This is a genomic window from Burkholderia sp. MSHR3999 (assembly GCF_000833595.1).
Classification (GTDB): Bacteria; Pseudomonadota; Gammaproteobacteria; order Burkholderiales; family Burkholderiaceae; genus Burkholderia; species Burkholderia ubonensis.
The window spans coordinates 222,560-242,006 of sequence record NZ_JRFO01000007.1; the positions used below are offsets into that span (position 1 = coordinate 222,560).

Annotated in this window: 17 protein-coding genes and 1 pseudogene; 15 read left to right on the plus strand and 3 right to left on the minus strand. The window is 69.1% G+C overall.

What is annotated here, in order from left to right; all coding sequences use genetic code 11:
* Positions 1-81: 81 nt before the first annotated feature.
* Positions 82-645, minus strand: coding sequence for a hypothetical protein (locus KY49_RS37645; RefSeq protein WP_156162598.1), 564 nt, complete (start codon positions 643-645; stop codon positions 82-84).
* 241 nt (positions 646-886) lie between these two features.
* Between KY49_RS37645 and KY49_RS24645 the strand changes: the two genes are divergently transcribed.
* The 15 genes and pseudogenes from KY49_RS24645 (at position 887) to KY49_RS24715 (ending at position 18,667) form a co-directional block, all read left to right on the plus strand.
* Entirely contained in the window at positions 887-1,609 is a 723-nt protein-coding gene (locus tag KY49_RS24645) for a winged helix-turn-helix domain-containing protein (protein WP_042587099.1), read from the plus strand.
* A 4-nt stretch (positions 1,610-1,613) separates the two neighbouring features.
* Positions 1,614-4,217 carry an ATP-binding protein gene (locus tag KY49_RS24650; protein ID WP_042587100.1) on the plus strand — a complete coding sequence of 868 codons (2,604 nt, stop codon included), beginning with the start codon at positions 1,614-1,616 and terminating at the stop codon, positions 4,215-4,217.
* Positions 4,218-4,368: 151 nt separating this feature from the next.
* Complete coding sequence (locus tag KY49_RS24655) at positions 4,369-5,646, plus strand: ABC transporter substrate-binding protein (RefSeq protein WP_197083601.1); 1,278 nt, start codon at positions 4,369-4,371, stop codon at positions 5,644-5,646.
* A 68-nt stretch (positions 5,647-5,714) separates the two neighbouring features.
* On the plus strand, positions 5,715-6,671 hold the full coding sequence (locus KY49_RS24660) for a carbohydrate ABC transporter permease (RefSeq protein ID WP_042587101.1): 957 nt from the start codon (positions 5,715-5,717) through the stop codon (positions 6,669-6,671).
* Position 6,672: 1 nt separating this feature from the next.
* Positions 6,673-7,503: a carbohydrate ABC transporter permease gene (locus tag KY49_RS24665; protein ID WP_042587102.1), complete on the plus strand. Its 831-nt coding sequence runs from the start codon at positions 6,673-6,675 to the stop codon at positions 7,501-7,503.
* 24 nt (positions 7,504-7,527) lie between these two features.
* The gene (locus tag KY49_RS24670; RefSeq protein ID WP_042587103.1) at positions 7,528-8,664 is read left to right on the plus strand and encodes an ABC transporter ATP-binding protein; all 1,137 of its coding nucleotides are present in this window, start codon (positions 7,528-7,530) and stop codon (positions 8,662-8,664) included.
* A gap of 80 nt (positions 8,665-8,744) precedes the next feature.
* Positions 8,745-9,554, plus strand: a complete 810-nt coding sequence (locus KY49_RS24675; protein ID WP_042587104.1) for a ThuA domain-containing protein — start codon at positions 8,745-8,747, stop codon at positions 9,552-9,554.
* Positions 9,551-10,699 (plus strand): Gfo/Idh/MocA family protein, encoded by a 1,149-nt coding sequence (locus KY49_RS24680; protein ID WP_042587105.1) that lies wholly within the window; start codon positions 9,551-9,553, stop codon positions 10,697-10,699. Before KY49_RS24675 ends, KY49_RS24680 begins: the two co-directional genes overlap by 4 nt.
* 134 nt (positions 10,700-10,833) lie before the next feature.
* On the plus strand, positions 10,834-12,240 hold the full coding sequence (locus KY49_RS24685) for a maltoporin (protein ID WP_197083602.1): 1,407 nt from the start codon (positions 10,834-10,836) through the stop codon (positions 12,238-12,240).
* Positions 12,241-12,245: 5 nt separating this feature from the next.
* Positions 12,246-13,169, plus strand: a complete 924-nt coding sequence (locus tag KY49_RS24690; protein ID WP_042588699.1) for an aldo/keto reductase — start codon at positions 12,246-12,248, stop codon at positions 13,167-13,169.
* 48 nt (positions 13,170-13,217) lie between these two features.
* A pseudogene (locus KY49_RS24695) lies at positions 13,218-14,216 on the plus strand (glucokinase); the annotation flags it as partial.
* 169 nt (positions 14,217-14,385) lie between these two features.
* Positions 14,386-16,359, plus strand: a complete 1,974-nt coding sequence (locus KY49_RS24700) for an APC family permease (RefSeq protein ID WP_042587107.1) — start codon at positions 14,386-14,388, stop codon at positions 16,357-16,359.
* A gap of 168 nt (positions 16,360-16,527) precedes the next feature.
* Positions 16,528-17,529: an OmpA family protein gene (locus KY49_RS24705; protein ID WP_042587108.1), complete on the plus strand. Its 1,002-nt coding sequence runs from the start codon at positions 16,528-16,530 to the stop codon at positions 17,527-17,529.
* Positions 17,530-17,594: 65 nt separating this feature from the next.
* A complete protein-coding gene (locus tag KY49_RS24710) occupies positions 17,595-18,020 on the plus strand; it encodes a DUF3617 domain-containing protein (RefSeq protein WP_042588700.1) in 426 nt (141 codons plus the stop codon).
* Positions 18,021-18,346: 326 nt separating this feature from the next.
* Positions 18,347-18,667 (plus strand): DUF1840 domain-containing protein, encoded by a 321-nt coding sequence (locus KY49_RS24715; RefSeq protein WP_042588701.1) that lies wholly within the window; start codon positions 18,347-18,349, stop codon positions 18,665-18,667.
* Positions 18,668-18,880: 213 nt separating this feature from the next.
* On the opposite strand, the gene KY49_RS38260 is transcribed toward KY49_RS24715, so the two are convergent.
* Together KY49_RS38260 and KY49_RS24720 are read right to left on the minus strand one after the other, a co-directional pair.
* Positions 18,881-19,042 carry a hypothetical protein gene (locus tag KY49_RS38260; protein WP_176727283.1) on the minus strand — a complete coding sequence of 54 codons (162 nt, stop codon included), beginning with the start codon at positions 19,040-19,042 and terminating at the stop codon, positions 18,881-18,883.
* 114 nt (positions 19,043-19,156) lie between these two features.
* On the minus strand, positions 19,157-19,345 hold the full coding sequence (locus tag KY49_RS24720) for a hypothetical protein (protein WP_010096698.1): 189 nt from the start codon (positions 19,343-19,345) through the stop codon (positions 19,157-19,159).
* Positions 19,346-19,447: the final 102 nt, after the last annotated feature.

Consider the following 19,447-nt stretch of genomic DNA (forward strand, 5'->3'; position numbering starts at 1 on the left):
TAATTGGCGTTGGTCAAACACCGCGTAACCGATCCATGCGAATGGCAAGACGGCCGCATGGCCCACGGTCGCGCGGCATCGTCATTGTTGCGCGCACGAAATCGCCGGATGCGTCGGGTTTACCGCTTGAACGCGTGTTTTTCGAGGGTGAAAGCCAATGGCATTTCGGGGGCGTGCGGTCGAATGGATGCGCGAATGGGCGTCATGGACGACACGCGTTTTTTTGCGAATTTCCGGTGGAGATCGCGTGAACCGACGACGCGCAAACGTTTCATCACGCTGAATGGCCGACGCCGCACGGATGCGCACCGGCACGCGGGAGCTGCCCGGCATGCCGGACGGCAGTGCCGGCATTTCGCTTGAAAGTCTTTCCGGAATATTCCGCTCGCGGCGACGCGGTGCGGACATCTTTACGACCGAATTCCGCGCGGCCGCGCGCGAGTGCGCGTGCGAATGGCGTCCGGATATCGCTTGCGGCATCGGCAATCGCGCGCGGAAGGTCGCGACGCAACGGCGGTGTCGTTCGTCATGCAGAGGGATTCGCTTGTCGGCGCAACGCGGTTGGCCGGATGTCGCGATGCGCGCGCGGCGAGATTCGATCGCGAGGCCGGGTCGCGGGTGCGAGTGCCGGGGCAGGGTATTCACCGATCGCCGCGCTTAGGCGCTTCGGCGCATCGGCGCGACGGGCCCGCCGCCGCGCTTTCCGGCCGCCGCCATGGCCTTCGCCGCTGCCGGCGCTTGCCAGGGTCGCCCGGTATCGGCCAACATTCGCTTCCGGCCGGACCGCGCACTCGACGGCGGCCGGCCCGAACCCGGCGGATGGCGCCGGTCGACAACCGGACGCCGCGTGAATCGGCGCACGCGGCCGGCATGGAGGAGAACACGCATGTCAGAAAAACATCGGATCCTGGTCCTGGACGACGATCCGGAAGTGCGCGCCTGGCTGACGGGCGTGCTGGAAGAGGCGGGATTCGAGGTGTCGGCGGTCGACAGCGCCGCGCACATGCAGCAGCGGCTGGCGGCCGCGCCGCACGCGCTCGTCATTCTCGACCTGAAGCTGCGCGGCGAGGACGGCCTCACGGTCGCGCGCGAGCTGCGGCGGCGCTCCGACGTATCGATCATCATGATCAGCGGCCTCGGCGACGAAACCGACCGCGTGCTCGGCCTCGAGACCGCGGCCGACGATTTCGTCACGAAGCCGTTCTCGGGGCGCGAGCTGCTCGCGCGGGTGCGCGCGCAGTTGCGGCGCACGACCGAGCTGTCGATGCCCCGCCCCGCGTCGAACGGGGGCGGCCCGCGCTTCTGCTTCGACGGCTGGACGCTGGACCTCGCCGCGCGCACCTTGACCCATGACGGCAGCGCCTGCGCGTTGACGCAGGGCGAGTTCGAACTGCTCGCCGCGATGGTGCAGCAGCCGTCGCGCGTGTGGTCGCGCGACCAGCTGCTCGAGCACACGCGCGGCTTCGGCATCGACGTCTACGACCGCACGATCGACGTGCTGATCCTGCGGCTGCGCCGCAAGATCGAGCCGAACCCCGAGCAGCCGACCTATATCCGCACGCAGCGCGGCGTCGGCTATGTGTTCGCGGTGCCGGTCGTGCGCGTGTGACGCGATGCGCGCCTCGTTCAACCCGTTGCCGCCGTGGAGCGTGCGGACCAAGCTGACCGCGACGTTCCTGCTGCTGTTCGGCATCACGCTCGCGGTCGTCGTGGTCGGCGTGCTCGGCATGCGCGCGAACCAGAACGCGCTCGACGAATACGAGGCGAACGTGGTGCCGGAGATCGCCCGCGCGCTCGAGCTGTCGGACAAGGTCGCGCAGCTCGCGGCGGTTGCGCCGAGCATGATGCTGACCGATTCGCCGGACCTGCTGCACAACGACACCGAGCTGCTGCGCGGCCTGCTCGGCGACATCCGGCGCCTGTCGCCGGGCTTCGGCATGCAGCCCGGCCCGGCCGCGAAGGCGGGCGAGCGGCTCGCGGTGACCGACGACCTCGACGCGATCGACCAGGATCTCGCGCGGCTGCTGGTCGTGTCGGGCAGGCAGCGGCAGCTCAAGGAGGAGCTGAGCGAGCTGCGCATGGAGAACGACCGCATCGGCGCCAGCATCGCGCGCGACAAGAGCCTGATCGCGCAGCGCGCGCCGACGCTGCTCGAGATCTGGGCGCGCACCGCCGGCGCGCTGCAGGCGGCGAACGCGGCGGAGCTCGGCAGCGCCGAGAGCGACAACGAGGCGCTGTGGCTGCGCGTGCGCGAGCGCGGCGAGGACCGCCGCCAGCCCGCGCTCGCCGATGCGCTGCAGCGGCTCGACGGCGGCGCGCGCAGCGTGTTCGCGGTGCGCCGCGAGTTCCTCGCGAGCGAGACGCAGACGGGCTACCTCGTCACGCTGCTGCGCGGCCATGCGGACCACTTGAGCGGCAAGTCCGCGCGCTACGTCGAGCGGCTGCGGCAGATCGCGAGCGAGCGCAGCGACAAGGTGCGCAAGGTCGCGGTGTCGAGCCAGTCGGGGCTGTTGCTGCTGGCGGTGGCGGGCGTCGCGGTCGCGCTGCTCGGCGTCGCGTACGCGAGCCGCATCCTGCGCAAGCTGCAGGCGATGACGCGCGTGATGGCGCGCCTCGCGAAGGGGGTGACGTCGGACCGGATGCCGTCGACGCACCGGCCGGACGAAATCGGCGAGCTGGCGCGCGCGTTCGAGGTGTTCCGCACCAACCTGATCGAGAAGGAGCAGTTGACGCAAGGGCTCGAGGCGCAGCGCCGCCTGCAGGAGTCCGTGCTCAACTCGATGAACGACGGTGTGTCCGTGCACGACGCGCACGGCAGCCTGATCGCGTGGAATCCGACTTTCGCGACGCTGCTCGGGATCGACGCCGCCGCGCTGCATGCGGGCCTGCCGCTCGCGACGCTGCGGCGCGCCGTCGCCCCGCCCGCGCGCTGGCGCCAGGTGTCGCGCGAGACCGCGACCCGCACGTCGGACGGCGCGCGCATCGCCGCGTCGGCCGAACTGCACCTGCGCGACCGGCGGATCCTCGAATTCCACTGCCAGCCGCTGCCGGACGGCGGCTGGGTCGCGGTGTGCCGCGACCTGACGAGCCGGCGCGCGGTCGAGGCGGAGCTGCGCCAGGCGCAGAAGATGGACGTGCTGGGGCAGCTCACGGGCGGCGTCGCGCACGATTTCAACAACTTCCTGGTCGCGATCCTCGGCAACCTGGAGCTGCTGCTGCCGCGCCTCGACGGGCAGCACGACGCGCAGACGATGGCCGAGCGGGCGCGCCGCGCGGCCGAGCGCGCGTCGCGCCTCACGCGGCGGCTGCTCGCGTTCGCGCGGCGCCAGCCGCTGCAGGCCGAGCGCGTGTCGGTGCGGGCGATGCTCGCGGAGATGCTCGATCTCGTCGAGTATTCGGCGGGCCAGCGCGTGACGGTGGTGCTGGAGCCGGCCGCGGAGCCGCTGTGGGTGAACGTCGATCGCGGCCAGCTCGAGAACGCGGTGCTGAACCTGACGCTCAACAGCGCCGCCGCGATGCCGGACGGCGGCACGCTCACGCTGGCCGCGCGCCGCGAACCGGCGGCCGACGGCGCGGCCGCGCCGTGCGCGATCGTGCTGAGCGTGACCGATACCGGCTGCGGGATCGCGCCGCTGCTGCTCGACAAGGTGATCGATCCGTTCTTCACGACCAAGGCGGCCGGCGAGGGCAGCGGGCTCGGCCTCAGCAGCGTGTACGGCTTCGTGCGCCAGAGCGGCGGCGACCTGCGAATCCACAGCGAGGTCGGCCGCGGCACGCGCGTCGAGCTGTGGCTGCCGGAAGGCGCGGCGCCCGAGCGGCGCGGTGCGGCGACCGCCGCGCCTGCGCTGCCCGCCGCGTTGCGGGCCGGCACGCGCGTGCTGGTGGTCGACGACGATCCCGAGGTGCGCGACACGGCGCTCAGCCAGTTCGCGGCGCTCGGCGCGCAGGCCGACGCGGTCGCGACCGGCGAAGCGGCGTTCGACTGGCTGGCCGAGCACGGCCCGGTCACGCTCGTGCTGTCGGACATCTCGCTCGGCGCGGGCGGCAGCGGCATCGCGTTCGCCGCGCGGCTCGCGCAGCGCTGGCCGGCGCAGCGCGTCGCGCTGACGTCGGGCCTGCCGCCCGAGATCCATCAGGCCCATCCCGACTGGCGCGCGGACCTGCCGTTCGTGCCGAAGCCGTTCGATCTGGCGGCGCTCGCCGCGCTCCTCGCCTGATCCGCCGAGCCGATTGTTTCGATTGTTAATGGCGGGTCGGATTTCCGAAATTTTCGATTAACGGGACTGGAGTCTCATACACCCACGGCACCCGGCGACGCGCTCGCGACGCCTGCGGCGCACGATTCGAACGACACTGGAGACACACCCGATGATGAAGCTCAAGGCTGGATTGCTGACGATGGCGCTCGCAACGATGGCCGCCGCGTCCGTCACCGCCGGCGCGGCGACGCTGCGGATTGCATGCGGCGCGGCCGGCGTCGACCAGGACATCTGCCAGGTCTCGGCGAAGCGCTGGGCCGAGAAGACCGGCAACGAGGTCGAGTTCATCAGCATGCCGAACAACTCGAGCGAGACGCTCGCGCTGTACCAGCAGCTGCTCGGCAGCGGCTCGGACAAGATCGACGTGATGCAGATCGACACGGTCTGGCCGGGCATCCTCGCGAACCACCTGATCGACCTGAAGCCGTACAGCAAGGGGCTGGAGAGCCAGTCGTTCCCGAGCATCGTCGCGAACGACACCGTGAACGGCAAGCTGGTCGCGATGCCGTGGTTCATCGACACGGGGCTGCTGTACTACCGCAAGGACCTGCTCGACAAGTACCGGATGAAGGTGCCCGCGACGTGGGACGAGCTCGACGCGACCGCGCGCAAGATCCAGGCGGGCGAGCGCGCCGCCGGCAGCGAGAAGGTCTGGGGCTACGTATGGCAGGGGCGCGCCTATGAAGGGCTGACCTGCGACGCGCTCGAATGGGTCAGCAGCTACAACGGCGGCACGGTGGTCGACGACAAGGGCCGCGTGACGATCGACAACCCGGGCGCGATCAAGGCGCTCGAACAATCGGCGAAATGGGTCGGCACGATCAGCCCGAAGGCGGTGCTGAACTACGGCGAGGAGGAGGCGCGCGGCGTGTTCCAGGCCGGCAACGCGGTGTTCATGCGCAACTGGCCGTATGCATGGGCGATCGCGAACCGCGCGGGCAGCCCGATCAAGGGCAAGGTCGGCATCGCGCCGCTGCCGAAGGGCGGCGCCGACGGGCGGCCCGCCGCCGCGCTCGGCGGCTGGCAGCTCGCCGTGTCGCGCTACTCGCCGAACCCGAAGCTGGCCGCCGATCTCGTGATGTACCTGGCGAGCGCCGAGGTTCAGAAGATGCGCGCGGTGCAGGGCTCGTACAACCCGACGATGCCGGCGCTCTACCGGGACAAGGACATCCTGCAGGCCAACCCGTTCATGGCCGACCTGCTGCCGACCTTCACCAGCGCGGTCGCGCGCCCGTCGACGGTCACCGGCGCGAAGTACAACCAGGTCAGCAACCAGTTCTGGAACGCCGCGCACGACGTGCTCGCCGGCAGCGACACCGCGTCGGGCGCGCTCGCGCGGCTCGCCGCGTCGTTGAACCGGCTCGCGCCCGGCGGCAACTGGCGCTGAGCGGGGCCGCCCGCGCCCGATCGATCCGGCCGGCTGCCTGACGGCGCCGGCCCCGCAGGAGACATCGCATGAGAACCGGAAGCATCCAGATCAGTAGTACTCCTCCGTTTGAGCAGGCGCCCGCGCGGCCCGGCGCGGGGCTCGTGCAGGCCCGCCGGCGCCAGGCGTGGCTGCTGGTCGCGCCCGCGATGCTGGCGCTGGTGGCGATCGCCGGCTGGCCGCTCGTGCGCACCGCGTGGTTCAGCCTGACCGACGCGCAGCTCGCCGACCTGTCGCAGCGCCATTTCGTTGGCCTCGACAACTATCTCGGCGCGGCCGGCGTGCTGCGCGACCCGGCGTGGTGGCAGGCGGTCGGCAATACCGTGCTGTTCGCCGTCGTGTCGGTGCTGCTCGAGACGGGCGCGGGCCTCGGCGTCGCGCTGCTGCTCGACGTGCCGTCGCGGCTGCGCACGCTGCTGCGCGCGGCGGTGCTGGTGCCGTGGGCGATCCCGACCGTCGTGTCGGCCAAGATCTGGAGCTGGATGCTCAACGACCAGTTCGGCATCGTCAACGCAATGCTGATGGCGGTCGGCGCGATCCATGAGCCGCTCGCGTTCACCGCCGATGCGCAGCTCGTGTTCCCGACCATCGTGCTCGTCGACGTGTGGAAGACGACGCCGTTCATGGCGCTCCTGATGCTCGCCGCGCTGCAGACCGTGCCGCGCGACTGCTACGAAGCCGCGCGCGTCGACGGCGTGCCGCGCTGGCGCGTGTTCCGCTCGGTGACGCTGCCTCTCATCCTGCCCGGCGTGCTGGTCGCGATGATCTTCCGCTCGCTCGACGCGCTGCGCGTGTTCGACCTGATCTACGTGATGACGTCGAACAGCCGGGTCACGAAGAGCATGTCGGTGTACGTGCGCGAGCAGCTGATCGATTTCCAGCAGGTCGGCTTCGGGTCGGCGTCGGCGATGCTGCTGTTCGTCACGATCGTGCTGTTCACCGTCGGCTACATGGCGGTCAGCCGCCGCCGCATGCAGGAGGCCTGACATGAAGAAGCATCCGGTCGAGATCGCGATCCACACGCTGCTGTCGGCGCTCGTGCTGGTGATCGCGCTGTTCCCGTTCGTCTACATGATCGGCACGTCGGTCAAGCATGGCGACGCGCTGTTCGATACGTCGCTGTTCCCGGTCAGCCCGTCGCTGGACAACTATCGCCAGCTGTTCAACGACCAGCCGTTCGGCGCGTACCTGCTGAACTCGGCGCTCGTCGCGGGCGGCGCGGTCGCGGTGTCGCTCGCGGTGTCGGTGCTCGCCGCATATGCGCTCGGCCGCGTGTCGTTCCGCGGGCGCGGCGTGCTGATGATGTGCATCCTCGGCGTGTCGATGTTTCCGCAGGTCGCGATCCTGTCGGGCCTGTTCGAGCTGGTCCGCGCGCTCGGCCTGTACGACCATCTCGGCGCGCTCGTGCTGTCGGACCTGATCTTCACGCTGCCGTTCACGATCTGGATCCTCGTCACCTTCATGCGCGAGCTGCCGCGCGAGCTGGAGGACGCGGCGCTCGTCGACGGCGTCGGCGTATTCACGTTGATCTTCCGGATCTTCCTGCCGCTGCTGCGTCCGGCGCTCGCCGCGACGTCGCTGCTCGCGTTCGTGTCGGCATGGAACGAGTTCCTGTTCGCGCTCACCTTCACGATCTCGTCGGGCGAGCGCACGGTGCCCGTCGCGATCACGATGATCTCGGGCGCGAGCAGCTACGAGCTGCCGTGGGGAACCATCATGGCCGCGTCGGTGATCGTCACGGTGCCGCTCGTGCTGCTCGTGATGGTGTGCCAGCGGCAAATCGTCTCCGGCCTCACGGCCGGCGCAGTCAAGGGTTGAGTCGTCAGGATCAGGAGAGCAAGCATGAGTCAGATCAGGTTGAGCGGTCTCAACAAGCAGTTCGGCGCGGCCCCCATCCTCAGTGACGTGAATCTCACCGTCGAACCCGGCGAGTTCTGCGTGTTCATCGGCCCGTCGGGCTGCGGCAAGTCGACGTTGCTGCGGATCGTCGCCGGCCTCGACGAGCAGAGCGCGGGCGACGTGTGGATCGACGGACGCTGCGTGAACACGTTCGCGCCCGCGAAACGCGACATCGCGATGGTGTTCCAGAGCTACGCGCTCTATCCGCACATGTCCGTCTACGAAAACATGGCGTTCGGCCTGCGCCACCTGCGCTTGCCGAAGGACGAGATCGACCGGCGGGTGCGGCTCGCATCGGAATCGCTGCGTCTGACCGAACTGCTCGAACGCAAGCCCGGCGCGTTGTCCGGCGGCCAGCGGCAGCGCGTCGCGATCGGCCGCGCGATCGTGCGCAAGCCGAAGGTGTTCCTGTTCGACGAGCCGCTGTCGAACCTCGACGCCGCGCTGCGCGTGAAGACCCGCGTCGAGATCGCGAAGCTGCACCGCAGCCTCGACAGCACCAGCATGATTTACGTGACCCACGACCAGGTCGAGGCGATGACGCTCGCCGACAAGATCGTGCTGCTGCGGCCGCTCGAAGGCCGCCACGGGGTCGCGAGCATCGCGCAGATCGGCACGCCGCTCGACCTGTATCACCGCCCGGCGAGCCGGTTCGTCGCCGGCTTCATCGGGTCGCCCGCGATGAACTTCCTGCCGGCGGCCGTCGCGTCGGCCGGCGCGGGCGAGGTTCGCGCGCTGGCCCGCGAGCACGCGTTGACGGCGAACGTGTCGGGCGACGGCCTCGAAGCGGGCGCCGGCGTCACGCTCGGCATTCGCCCCGAACACGTGCGGGTCGGCGCGGGCGTCGTGACGGGCGAAGTCGCGCACGTCGAGCAGATGGGTGAGCACACCTACCTGTACCTCGATACGCCGCTCAGCACGCAGCCGATCGTCGCGAAGACCGACGCCGGCGGCGCGCGGATCGGCGATCGCCTGCGCGTCGAGCTGCCGGCCGGCGCGCTGCATCTGTTTCACCCGGACGGCCGTGCGGCCGAGCGCATGCTGCGCGACGCCGCGACGCCGGCGCTCGCCACGGCCTGAGCGCGGCGGGCCGGACCATCAGGCGGCCGGGGCGCACGGCCGCTGTCGAATCGGCGCCACTCCATCGAAAAAGGATAGTCATGCAAAACAACAAGCTTTCAGTGATCGTCTGGAACGAGTTCGAGCACGAACGCGAAAACGCGGGCGTGCGCGCGATCTACCCCGACGGCATTCACCAGGTGATCGCGAGCGCGCTCGCCGAGACGCCCGCACTCGGCCACGGTGCGCTGCCGCTCGAGATCGGCACCGCGACGCTCGACCAGCCCGAGCACGGTCTCAGCGAAGCGCGGCTCGCCGCGTGCGACGTGCTGGTCTGGTGGGGACACAAGGCGCACGCGAAAGTCTCCGACGAGATCGTCGAGCGCGTGCAGCGCCGCGTGCTCGAAGGGATGGGCCTGATCGTGCTGCATTCCGGGCACTTCTCGAAGATTTTCCGCCGCCTGCTCGGCACGAACTGCTCGCTGAAGTGGCGCGAGGCGGCCGAGAAGGAGCGGCTGTGGGTGGTCGAGCCGTCGCACCCGATCGCGGCCGGGCTCGGCGAGTACTTCGAGCTGCAGCACGAGGAGATGTACGGCGAGCGCTTCGACATTCCGCAGCCGGACAGCACCGTGTTCATCTCGTGGTTCGAGGGCGGCGAGGTGTTCCGCTCGGGCTGCTGCTGGGAGCGCGGCCACGGCCGGATCTTCTATTTCCGTCCCGGGCATGAAGCGTATCCGACCTATCACGACCGCAACGTGCAGCGCGTGATCGCGAACGCGGTGCAGTGGGCCGCGCCGCGCGTGAACCTCGCCGACCGCTGCCCGAACTCGCCGCCGCTCGAAACGCTCAGCGAGAAGAGCGTGCAGTTCGCGCAGGTCGGCATCCAGCAGACCGCGGGAGACCTCGCATGAACGACGACTACAAGGTGGAACTGCCGGAAGCGGCGGCGATCGCGCGCGGCCGTCGCCTGCGCGTCGGCGTGATCGGGCTCGGGATCGGCCGCAAGCATATCGAAGGGTGGCGCGAGCATCCGGACGTCGACGTGGTCGCGATCGCCGACCCCGACGCGAAGCGGCTCGCGAAGGTCGGCGACGCGTTCGGCATCGACGCGCGCTATGCATCGGCGGATGTGATGTTGGCGTCCGAGAAGCTGGACGTCGTCAGCGTGTGCACGCCGAACAAGTTCCATCGCGAGCTGACGCTCGCCGCGTTCGACGCCGGCGCGCACGTGCTGTGCGAGAAGCCGATGGCGCTGAACGCGGACGAGGGGCGCGACATGCTGATCGCCGCGCAGCGCGCCGGCAAGCGGCTGATGATCAATTTCTCGTACCGCTTCAGCGCGCAGTCGCGGGCGCTGAAGGCACAGGTCGACGGCGGGGTGTTCGGCGATTTCTATTTCGGCCGCACGGTGTGGCATCGCCGGCGCGGCATGCCCGGCTTCGGCGGCTGGTTCGGCACGAAGGCGCTCGCGGGCGGCGGGCCGCTGATCGATCTCGGCGTGCACCGACTCGATCTCGCGCTGTGGCTGATGGGCTATCCGAAGCCGGTGTGGGTGATGGGCAGCACCTACGACCCGATCGCGCGCGAGCTCGCGACGCGCGCGGGCAAGACCTTCGACGTCGAGGATCTCGCGGCCGCGCTGATCCGCTTCGACAACGGCGCGACGCTCGCGCTCGAGGCGTCGTGGGCGACCAACATCCAGGAAGCGGAGCTGATGGAGACGCGCCTGCTCGGCACGCGCGCGGGGCTGCTGCAGAAGAACCTGAACGAAGGCTACACGTTCGACGCGCACATCTTCATCGAGCAGAACGGCGCGCAGTTCGACATGCGCCTGAACCCGCCCGCGGACGGCGCGCATTCGGCGATGTACGACTACGCGGAAGCGATCCTGTGCGACGTCCCGCATCCCGCGCCGGGCGAGGAGGGGCTGATCGTGATGGAGATCCTCGACGCGATCTATGCGAGCGCGGCCGCGGGCGAGCCGATCCGCATTCACGCGGCGGGGTCGGCCGCCGCTGACGCGCCGCCGGTGCTCGATCTCGACGTCGCGGGCTGACTTCGCACCGGGCCGGCGCGCGGCTCGTCCACCGCGCCGGCCCGCGGGCGGCATGACGGACGACGCAGCACCCATACCTATTCGATGACGCCGCGCATCGCACGCGGCGCGACAACATGTTTGGAGACACGTTCATGATCGACGAAGCAGGCCGCATCGCGCGCGGCCCGTTCAGGCTCACGCGGCTTGCCGCCACCTTGTCGCTGGCCGTCGCGTCGGCCGCGCTGCACGCGGCGCCGGACCCCACGGCGACCGTTGCCGCCGACAGCGCGCCGGGCGGCCTCTCGCAGGCCACCGGCGTCGTGCCGGCCGACACGAATCCCGCCAACGTGGTGACGCCGACGCCGTCGTCGGCCTGGAACCAGCTCACGCCGTGGACGCAGTTCCACGGTTATATGCGGGCCGGCATCGGCACGAGCGAAGGCCATTCGCAGGCCTGCTTTCAGTTGCCGGGCGCGCCGAGCAAGTACCGGCTCGGCAACGAATGCCAGGTCTACGGCGAGCTGGAGATCGACCAGACGCTCTACAAGTTCGCGAACGGCATGCAACTGTCGGCGGTGGCGATGGCGAGCCTCGTGAACGATCTCGACCGCACGCCGACCTTCGACGGCAATCATGGACGCGTGCGCCTGCCGCAGTCTTACGTGCAGCTCACCAACTTTCCGGGGCTCGACGACATGCGGATCTGGTTCGGGCGCATCTACTACCGGCGCAACGACGTCCACATGAACGACTTCTACTACTGGAACCCGAGCGGCCTCGGCGCGGGCATCGAGAACGTGCCGATCGGCGGCGGCCTGAAGCTCAGCTATGCGCTGTTCCGCGAGGACTACATCGACCAGCCGAACTACGCGACGCGCCATGACCTGCAGCTGTCCGGCGTGCATCCGAACCCGGGCGGCGAACTGCAGTTCGGGCTGTCGTACCTTCCGGCGCGCGCGCCGGTGCTGAACGCGAGCGGCGTGATGCAGGACGCGCACAGCGGCTGGTCGGTCACGGTCCAGCACGTGCAGACCAACCTGCTCGGCGGCAAGAACAAGCTCGCGTTCCAGTACGGCGTCGGCCCGGGCACCGGCCTCGGCTATACGGGCACGCTGACGAACGACAACCGCTACAAGAGCATCCGCGTGCTCGACGCGTTCGACTGGCAGGCGACGCGCGACTTCGGCGGGCAGGTGGTCGGCATCTGGCAGCGCGACATCGCGCCGTCGGGCGGCTCGCAGACCTGGGTGTCGATGGGCGTGCGGCCGGTGTACGCATTCACGCAGCACGTGAAGCTGCAGGGCGACCTCGGGCACGACCGCGTGACGCCGTCCGGCGGGCCGACGCGCACGCTGCTGAAGGCGAGCGTCGCGCTGACGCTCGCGATGGACCGCTCGTTCTGGTCGCGGCCGGAATTCCGCGTGTTCTACACGTATGCGCGCTGGAACAAGGCGGCGCAGGATGCGGCGGCGCCCGGCGATCCGCTGTCGACGACCGGCATCTTCGGGACGTCGCGCAGCGGGTCGACGGTCGGCGCGCAGGTCGAATGGTGGTGGTGAGCGCGATGAACGAACCTTGCACGACGATCCCGATGGGCGCCGATGCGATGCCGTTCTCGCGCATCGTGTTCGGGATGTGGCGCATCGCCGACTGGCGGCTGTCGCGCGGCGAGCGCCGCGCGTTGATCGAGGCGGCGCTCGAACTCGGCGTGACGAGCTTCGACCATGCGGACATCTACGGCGACTACACGGCCGAGGGTTTATTCGGCGACGTGCTCGCGGATGCGCCGCAACTGCGCGAGCGGATGCAGATCGTGACGAAGTGCGGAATCCGGCTCGTGTCCCCACAGCGGCCCGCGCACCGGATCAAGCATTACGACACGCGGGCCGCGCACGTCGTCGCGTCGGTCGAGCAGTCGCTACGCGCGCTGCGCACCGACCGGCTCGACCTGCTGCTGCTGCATCGTCCCGATCCGCTGATGGATGCCGACGAAGTCGCGGCGACGTTCGCGGCGCTGTGGCGCGACGGCAAGGTGAGGGAATTCGGGATATCGAACTTTACGCCCGCGCAGGCGGCGCTGCTGCAGGACCGGATGGACGAGCACGGGCTGTCGCTCGCGACGAACCAGGTCGAATGCTCGCTGCTGCATCTCGCGCCGCTCGACGACGGCACGTTCGACCAGGCGCAGCGCTGGCGTTGTCCGCCGATGCTGTGGTCGCCGCTCGCGGGCGGGCGGCTGCTGACCGACGCGTCGCCGGCCGCGACGCGGGTGCGCGCCTGCGCCGAGCGGATCGGTGGCGCGCTCGGCGTGCCGGCGACGACGGTGCTGTTCGCGTGGCTGCTCGCGCTGCCATGCCGGCCGCTGCCGATCGTCGGGTCGGGCCGGATCGCGGCGCTGCGCGAGGCGGTGGCGGCGACGCGCATCACGCTCGAACGCGAGCACTGGTTCGAGCTGCTGCATGCGGCGCGCGGCACGGAGGTGCCATGACCGGCGCGCTCGATATGACCGACATGCGATGACGATCCGGGAGAAACGATGAGCGAAGCGACCCTCAACGGCGACCCTGTCGCGCGGTGCGCCGCGCGTGCCGCCGAACCCCGCCTGCTGGCGGACATCGGCGGCACGCATGCGCGCTTCGCGCTGGAGACCGCGCGCGGCGAGATCGGCAATGTGCGCGTCTACCGCTGCGGCGACCATGCAAGCGTTGCCGATGCAATGCGTGCGTTCCTGCGCGACGCCGGCGGCGCGCGCGTGCGGCATGCGGCGATCGCGATCGCCAATCCGGTGGACGGGGATCTAGTCAGCATGACGAATCACGACTGGCGCTTCTCGATCGACGCGACGCGCCGCGCGCTCGGCTTCGACACGCTGCATGTGGTCAACGATTTCGCGGCGCTCGCGATGGCCGTGCCGCATTTGTCCGGGGAACAGCGGCGGCAGGTCGGCGGCGGCGATGTGCAACCCGGCGGCACGATCGGCGTGCTCGGCGCTGGAACCGGGCTGGGCGTTTCCGCGCTCGTGCGCGTGGGCGATGCGTGGGCGCCGCTGTCCGGCGAAGGCGGGCACGTGTCGTTCGCGCCGGCCGATGAACGCGAGGATGCGGTGCTGCGCTACGCGCGCACCCGCTGGCCGCACGTGTCGTTCGAACGGCTCGCGGCGGGGCCCGGCATCGCCGTGATTCACGCGGCGCTTGCCGCGCGCGACGGCGTCGACGCGGCCGGCGTCGATACGGCCACGATCATCGAACGCTCGCTTGCCGTCGACGCACGCTGCATCGCGACGCTCGACTGCTTCTGCGGCATGCTCGGCACGTTCGCGGGCAACCTGGCGCTGACCCTCGGCGCGACCGGCGGCATCTATATAGGCGGGGGCGTCGTGCCGCGCCTCGGCGCGCGGTTCGACGCGTCGCCGTTTCGCGCGCGCTTCGAGGCGAAGGGCCGCTTCGCCGGCTATCTCGCGAGGATTCCGACCTTCGTGATCACCGCGCCGCATCCGGCCTTCACGGGCGTGTCGCGGCTGCTCGCCCGCGCGCTGGGCGAGGCCGGTTGACGCGACGGCGCATTGTCTGCCGCCCGTAGGCGTCCTGAAAGAAAGCGGCCGATTTCCGGCACGGCGTCATGGAATACGCCGACTGGCGGCCGTCCCGGAACTCATTTACTTTTGAATGCAGTGGCGCGGACGCGTCGCGTGTTCCGGAGGGATCATGGCCGCACTCCAGAAGGTCTGGCAGACGCTCGTCGGCAAGCCCCTCGATCCGCTCGATCCACGCACGCGCCATGCGATCGCGGTGACGCCGCTGCTCGCCTGGGTCGGGCTCGGCGCCGACGGCCTGTCGTCGTCGTGCTACGGCCCGGAAGAGGCGTTCCTCGCGCTCGGCCAGCACCACCCGCTCGCGCTGTTCCTCGCGCTCGCGACCGCCGCGACGGTCTTCATCATCGCGATCGGCTACAACCAGGTGATCGAGCTGTTCCCGACCGGCGGCGGCGGCTACCGCGTCTCGACCGCGCTGCTCGGGCCGAAGCCCGGGCTCGTGTCCGGCGCGGCGCTGCTGGTCGACTACGTGCTGACCGTCGCGACGTCGCTCGCGAGCGGCGTCGACGCGTTCTTCAGCCTGCTGCCGGTCGGCGCGCAGGCGTTCAAGCTCACCACCGAGATCGTCCTCATCGTGCTGATGACGGGGCTCAACTTCCGCGGCATGCGGGAATCGATCATGGTGCTGCTGCCGATCTTCTTCGGCTTCGTCGTGCTGCACTTCGGGCTGATCGTATACGGCATCGCGGTGCACGGCGACCATCTCGTGTCGATCGTGCCCGACGCGATGCGCGAGGCGCACGGGATGTCGCAGTCGCTCGGCACGTTCGTGATGCTCGCGCTGCTGATGCGCGCGTTCTCGCTCGGCGGCGGGACGTATACCGGCCTCGAGGCGGTGTCGAACAACGTGAACATGCTGGCCGAGCCGCGCGTGCCGAGCGGCAAGGTGACGATGTGGTACATGGCGACGTCGCTCGCGTTCACCGCGGGCGGGATCATCCTGCTGTACATGCTGTGGCATGCGAAGCCGGTCGAAGGGCAGACGCTCAACGCGGTCGTGTTCGGCAGCGTGATCGACCAGCTTGGCCTCGGCTCGTCGTTCGCGCGGCACGCGCTGCTCGCGGCCGTGCTCGCGTTCGAGGCGGGGCTGCTGCTGGTCGGCGCGCAGACCGGCTTTCTCGACGGCCCGGCGGTGCTGTCGAACATGGCGTCCGACTCGTGGGTGCCGCGCCATTTCCGCGACCTGTCGACGCGCCTCGTGCGGCAGAACGGCATCATCGTCGTCGGCGTGTCGAGCCTGCTGATCCTGCTGTGGACCCACGGCAGCGTCGACGTGCTCGTCGTGCTGTACAGCATCAACGTGTTCCTGACCTTCAGCATGTCGCTGCTCGGCATGAGCACCTACTGGTGGCGCCAGCGCCGCACGGACCGCGGCTGGTACAAGCATTTCCTGCTGACCGCGCTCGGGCTGGTCGTCACGTCGACGGTGCTCGCGATCACGCTGGTCGAGAAGTTCACCGCCGGCGGCTGGCTGACGGTGCTCGTGACGAGCGCGGTGATCGCGCTGTGCTTCATGATCAACCGCCACTATGCGGATACGCGCGCGCAGCTCGCGAAGGAGGATGCGCTGTTCTCCGGCGCGCCGCCCGCCGTCGACGAGGCGACGGCGCCGGGCAAGCCGGACCCGTCGCAGCCGACCGCGGTGCTGCTGGTCGGCAAGCATCGCGGCGCGAGCATGCATGCGCTGCTGTGGGTGAACCGGCTGTTCCCGGGGCACTTCCGCAACGTGATTTTTCTCGCGGTCGGCGAAGTCGACGCGAAGGCGTACGACGGGCACGAGCATCTCGAACGCCTGCGGCACACGATCACCGAAGCGCTCGACTATTACGTCGCGCATTGCCGGCGCAACGGCATCGCGGCCGATTACCGGATCGGCTTCGGCACGAACCCGGTGCTCGAATTCATGAACCTCGCGTCGGCCACGCTCGACGAGTTTCCGAACAGCGTGTGCTTCGCGAGCAAGCTGATATTCAAGCGCGTGAATTTCCTGACCGCGTGGCTGCACAACCAGACGCCCGTCGAGCTGCAGGCGCGGCTGCACGTCGAGGGCAAGCAGATGGTGCTGCTGCCGATGAACGTCGGGTAGCGAAGCGCACGGAAGGCGCTCGCACAAGCGTGAAAACGATTCAACATGACGCAATGCGTCAGAACGTTCGGTATACGAAAACAATTGCCCGTTTTTTCGGAAAGATTTGATAAGATGCGCGCGCTTCGTCGCCATCAACAGAACGACAAATCCTTCCCGAGGGGCTCAATGAAGAACGCAGTATCGTCCGTATTCCGTGTCGCGCGCCGTGGCCGCCACGCGCTGTTCGCCGCCGCGCTGCTGTCGCTCTCGTCGCTGGCGAGCGCCGCCGGCGACGTGCCGGGCTCGAAAGACCATCCGCTGGTCACGCGCTTCGCGGGCGCGACCATCACCGCGTATTCGCAGACGCAGTTCGACGAGGCGTTCCTGCCGAACCAGCCGATCGACGACGAGAAGACCGCCAAGGGCCTGAATCTCGAAGGCAAGGTCACGCGGATCTCATACGCGATCGGCGCTGGCCGGTCGACGCTGGAAGTCGAGCGCAACTATCTCGACGCGCTGCAGAAGAGCGGCTTCCAGATCCTGTTCCGCTGCACGGCGGAGCAATGCGGCAAGGGCGGCGGTGGGGAGCTCCAGAGCATCGTGATCAATTCCGGCCGGATGCGGCAGGCGGGCGGCGGCAACGCGAACTTCGGCGGCAAGCACCGCACGATCCTCGCGAAGCTGCCGCGAGCGTCCGGCGATGCGTATGTGTTCCTGCACATCATGGACGATTCGGCGTCGAACAAGCGCGCGCTCGTCTACGAGGAAGTCGTCGAGGTGAAGCCGATGCAGACCGGGCAGGTCAAGGTGATGGATTCGAGCGCGCTGCAGAAAGGGCTCGCGGCGACCGGCAAGGTCGCGCTGTACGGCATCTACTTCGATACCGACAAGGCGCAGGTCAAGCCCGAATCGAAGCCGCAGCTCGACGAGATGGCGAAGCTGCTGACCGGCAACCCGGCGCTGAAGGTGTACATCGTCGGCCATACCGACAATCAAGGCGCGTTCGCGCGCAACGCCGACCTGTCGCAGAAGCGCGCCGAAGCGGTCGCGCAGGCGCTGGCGACGACCTATCGCATCGCGCCGGCGCGCCTCGTCGCGAAGGGCGTTGCGTCGCTGTCGCCGGTCGCGTCCAACGGCGACGATGCCGGCCGCGCGCAGAACCGCCGCGTCGAGCTCGTCCAGCAGTAACCGTTCTTCAATCCTGCCCCGGCGGCCGCATGTGCGGCCGCGTGTCCTTTCGCCGCTTCGAAACCATGAGACTCCTGATCGCCGCCGCGCTCGCCGGCTTCGCCGTGTCGTCCATCGCCCAGACCGTGTCGCCAGGCATGTGGCACGACGAAACTGCATACACGTTGAACGGCAAGCCGCTGCCGACCACGCAGGCGCCCGACGAGTGCCTGGCGGAGGCTGACGCGAAGAACATCCGCAAGACGATGGAATACCGGATGAAGCGCGACAACATCCATTGCACGATCACGAACTGGGACTATGCGGGCTCGACGCTGCAGGTCGCGCTGTCGTGCGCGAACGCGCAGGGCCGCGGCACGGCGAAGGTGACCGGCACGGTCACGCCGACGAGCTACGACCTGAAGGGGCAGGGCAGCGGGCAGACCGTGCAGGGCGGCCCCTATACGATGGCGTGGCGCTGGCGCGGCAAGCGGGTCGGCGACTGCCGATAGCGTATCGGGCTAGGGCCTGTTCCCGCTAATAACGGGCTTGCGCTGGCCGCCAGCCCCACGAATGAATTTTTAAGATCAGGGGAACGTGCGTTGCCGGCCGCATTGCGGCGTCGCGCGTCGCTTGTTTGGCTCGGCCAAACGGCGCTCCGTGCTCCTTGCACTGCGACCGGCAACGCACGTTCGCAAGCCCGTTATTAGCGGGAACAGGCCCTATTCGCTTGCATGCATCACGGCGCGACATAAAATCGAAACAGGCCCGCGGGCCGTTCGAATGCCTGACCCGGGAGGGGCAGACCGCGCCGCGGCACACACGCAAGGAGCGCGCGATGGTGGTTACGTTTCGGTCATCCGCCGCACCCGACATCGTGATGCTGCGCGATCTGGCGCACTATCTGCTGGGGCTGGCCGGCAAGACGCTCGATGTCCGGGGCGTGATTCTCGCCGACGAGTTGCCCGGCGCGATCGCGCGGCTGGAACAGGCGATCCGGGAGGACACCGCCCGGGAAAACGCCCATGAGCGCTCGACGCGGATGCTGCACACGGACGGCCCGCCGCATACGGGCGAGCTTGCGCAGCGCGCATGGCCGTTGCTGGACATGATGCGCGAAGCCTGCAAGCAGGGGCGGAACGTGATGTGGGTGATGTAGGCGGGCGCGGCGCGCTCGCCGAAGCACGGAGGCGGCGGCCTGTATTGTGGCCGCCATGATGATCGACCTCCGCCGAAAGGCCGACGGCCCGGCGTCGTGTGACGCACGGCTCGCCGGCCGTCTTTTTTGCGGCGAGGCCACGGGCGGGTGAAAGCGTTGTTCAGGATTCCGGCATGTCCGGACCTGCGGCCGGCCCATGCGCGGCATGCCGGATCACGGGTGATGATGGTGCGTATGCGACCGATGCGACCGCCGCGACGATCGGTGCAGCAGCCGCTCGCGAATCCGGTCGCGACTGCGCCGCTGGATGACGAACAGCAGCGCGAGCGCCACGATCATGAGAATCACGATGATTTGCACGATGCTGTGTTCCATGCTGCCTCCCCCGGAAGGATCGACGAAACGCGTGCGCCGCGCGATTGCGCATCGCCGCGCCGCGTCGATGCATCGTCATGCCCGTCCGTGCATCGCGCGGGCCGGCGCGTGCGCTCAGGTCAGCATCGGCACCGCTTCGACCAGAAGAATGCCGATCAGCGCGCCGATCGCGGCGCCGATCAGCCGCGGATGCCAGCGCCCCAGATGCAGCCTGATCAGCAGCGCGCCGATCAGGATGACGCCGAGCAACGTGAAAACGACGACAAGAAAGCCGACTTCATAGTCGCTGTTGATGATCGCCATGGCCGCCTCCTCGCCCGCTCCTCGCCGTCGCTTTCGGTGCATCGCGGCAGGCTTTGCGCTTAACGGGTCATGTTTGCAGTATATGCCGCGAAATGACGCAGA